The following is a 3,224-nucleotide window of genomic DNA, read 5'->3' on the forward strand; positions in this document are numbered from 1 at the left end:
CCTTCCCCCGCCGCATCAGACGCCGCAGCCGACGCCGAAACCGCATCGTCCCGGTAAATCTGCGACAGACGCGCGGCAAAATGGGCATCCGGCACAGCGTGAAAGTCGAGATCTGGTCCAGCGACGCGTTGCACTTCGGCCAGGGCAAGGAAGGGCGTGTCGAAGCGGTGCAGACATGTCATCCGACCCTCCACGTCCTGCAGCAAGACACCATGACGCCGTGCGAATCCATAGGGCAGCAGGGGACCCTGGTTGGCTTTGACCCCCGGCGTCACCGCCGCACCGTCATGGTGGCATTCACGATCCCGGGGTCTGTCGTCCGATCCATCTCCATGGCAACGATCCGTAGGCCTTGCTCGATCTCGAGTTCGGCGAACCACCGGATGATGTCGTTGAAATCCGCCTTTTCGATCGACAGCGAAGTTCCCGCCCCTGCCGGCTCGATGCGCCGGATCGTCAGATCGCGCGCGGCGGCTGTTCTGGTTACAACTGTGGAAACCGGCACCTTCCCTGCCCCGTCCTCTTGCAAGACGCGAGCCGGGTCAGCCAATCGCGCCCCCTTTGCTTCAGACAGTTCGATCGATGCCAGTGCCTTGGTCCTGGCTGCAAGCAAGGGCCGCAGGGCGGCGTCGAGAACGAGATAGGCGGCGACAGCCAGGATCACCCCGCATACTGCCATGCGCCCGCCCTTGCAGGGCTTCAGCGATCCCCGAAAAGGCATCCGCAACGATGTTGGTCTATTGCCCATCGATTGGCTCACTGATGACCAGCCGCATCTCGGCCGTGCCATTGCTGCTTGTGGCAAGTCCCGAAGATATGTTCAGTCCTGCGGCACGAAGTTGGTTTTCCAAGGCATTCAGGGCGGCAAGATCCTGTCCTTCCACCAGCATCCCAAGTTCGCCTGTATTGGCGTTGAACGCCATGTTGCGGACGACCAGTCCGTGGTTGAGCGCAGGCAGGGCCTCGCTGACCTGGGTCAGAAGCGGAAGGACGCCACCGGTTGCCAGCCCTCCGCCAGCCGCGCGTGCCTGCCGCTCTGCCTCTAGAGGGACCGCCGAGGGGCCTGCGGCTTCGCCGCGCCACAAGGCCTCGTGCCGCTCGGCAATCCTTTCAAGCGCAATTGTTTCCGCGCCAAGTATTGCAAGATGCCCGGTCAGCGCCAGCGCGGCAACCGCAGCCATGCCCCTGAAGGTTCGCCGGCGACCGCCTTTTCGCGCGTAGAGGTCTGTCATCAGATCGAATGTCAGCGCTTCCGGGGGTGGGACCTGGGGCATTGCCTGCATACTGCTGATCTGAAGCTCTGGCGGCAACTGGCCGTCGAGCAGCACGATCCCGGGCCTTCCTGCCGCGCGCCAGAAGGTTGGAAAGGCTTCGGTCCGTGTCGCAAAGCCGGTTCCATCAGCCAGCCGCACCAGAACCCGCCCGCCCGACTCGCACGCGTGCAGGCTGCCCGTCGGCGGCACGGGCAAGGCCAGCACATCGGGGACAAGACGCAGATGTCTTGCATCGGCAAGGGGTGCCCATTCCGCCATTACCCTGTGCCGAAGAACCGCGACAAGAAATTCGCCCTGCCCAAGTTCCGGTCCCTGAACGATGTGGACCTGATCAAGCGGATCCGTGACCAGGTCCTCGACTGCTGAACGCAGGGCTGTCTGCCATTCGCGACGTGCAACCGGCGGCAGCTTCACCCGCGCCAGCAACACATGTTCACATGGAATGGTGATCGCGTCGTCGCCAACGCTGCCTTCATTCCCGCCATGCAGCGCCAGAGGGCTGCTCACGGGCGGATCGATCCGCTCGGATAACACAGGCGCTAACGACATTGCCCGCACTCTACGGACAGCAGGTTCTGCGGCACCACAGGGATCGGTCCATCTTCAAGACTCTAGATAACTGGATTGTAGCGGGAAAGTCTGGACCTGTCCCGGTTCAGTTCCCGGATGCCGTTCCGGTGCACCTGCCGGCCCGCGCCGCCATCGGCCAGGGCCGTCGGCCCGGCAACACATCGGCGCGGCGCCCGCCCTTGATCGCGTTGCGGCGTGGGTTTGCAGTATAGGACAGCCCGTCAAGAAGCGTGCGAGATGGGTGACCGAAAATCCGAGGGTGAGGTAGCGGCGCGTTCTGTGAAGCGAGAGCGTCGTGATGAACCGAGGGGTTGTTCGCCGTCACATCGCCAAGACTTCGCACATGCTGGTTGCGGATCAGTTCCTCGGCATGGACCGTCACGCAGAACGGTGCGGGTTGGACGGGGATCTTGTGGGCGAGGACGGCGACGTGACAGGCGACATACACCGAGCCGCCGGAACGCCAGTGCTTTGAGGGACCGCCAAGGCGAGACCTTGCACATCTCTGTCGGCCATGTCGGCCATGGCAAGCCCATCATCCAGGTATGCTCGACCAACCTCAAGAACAGCTGCACAAGTGAGCGTCACAAGCAGATAAATAGAGGCGGATGACGCCATGCCCGCATTACCGAAGTGATTCGCGGATCAGGGCAACAGACCACCCTGCCCGGAATGACATCCGATAAGGACCCCTTATCGGTTTCATTTGATGGCAAGTTTTTTGAAGGGAGCGGGGCCTATAAAGAACCCTTTTTCGTCTCCGGCTCGAGGATCATGTGGAACCGGGCCTGGTAAGGCCTGGACGATGCTATCGGGTTCCGCCTTCATCTTTGGACTATCAGGCGCACCGCAAAGCCCAGAAATGCAGAGGCAGTTTCGGGCCGGGGCATCGTCGGGGCACAAGCCGGGACAAAAGCGCTGTTTACCGGCGGATCTGTAGCAAGCTGTCCTGAGAATGACAGAAAACAGAGCGATACGGGAACTGATCTATTCGCCAGGCCGCGAAAAGCACAATGGCTGGGGCATTGACGCTGGAACGGGGAAGCTGCTGGCAGTCTCGCTACCTCAATTTCTGCCGATCAGCGCAGCAGATCCATCGAGGCAACGGCGGTTCCCTGAGTGCGAGATAGCCGGAACCTTACGGTGCCGGAACCACAGCCATCTTCAAGCAGGCGGAGGAACTATAGGCCCATGTCTTCGGCGCGAACTGCCAGGCAGGCCTGACTACCTTCCGACCCCCTCTGTTCTCATGATAAAGGCTTGCCATTCGGCAAGCCTTCGGGCCTTCCCCTTACACTTTCTGTGTCATTTCCGGCACCAGCTGGAACAGATCGCCCACCAGGCCGTAGTCTGCGATCTGGAAGATGGGGGCTTCCTCGT

General features: G+C 61.8%; 4 protein-coding genes. All 4 read right to left on the reverse strand.

What is annotated here, in order from left to right:
- Positions 1-182: hypothetical protein (locus tag RAH32_RS21310; RefSeq protein ID WP_306610393.1), on the reverse strand; the 182-nt coding region annotated here is incomplete at its 3' end.
- Between the two features lie 89 nt (positions 183-271).
- Positions 272-664, reverse strand: coding sequence for a type II secretion system protein M (locus RAH32_RS21315; RefSeq protein ID WP_489681787.1), 393 nt, complete (start codon positions 662-664; stop codon positions 272-274).
- A gap of 73 nt (positions 665-737) precedes the next feature.
- A complete protein-coding gene (gene gspL, locus RAH32_RS21320; protein WP_306610395.1) occupies positions 738-1,781 on the reverse strand; it encodes a type II secretion system protein GspL in 1,044 nt (347 codons plus the stop codon).
- A gap of 1,354 nt (positions 1,782-3,135) precedes the next feature.
- The coding region (locus RAH32_RS21325; protein ID WP_306610396.1) for an electron transfer flavoprotein subunit alpha at positions 3,136-3,224 on the reverse strand (89 nt) is incomplete at its 5' end.

The sequence above is a fragment of the Paracoccus yibinensis genome (assembly GCF_030846195.1).
Classification (GTDB): Bacteria; Pseudomonadota; Alphaproteobacteria; order Rhodobacterales; family Rhodobacteraceae; genus Paracoccus; species Paracoccus yibinensis.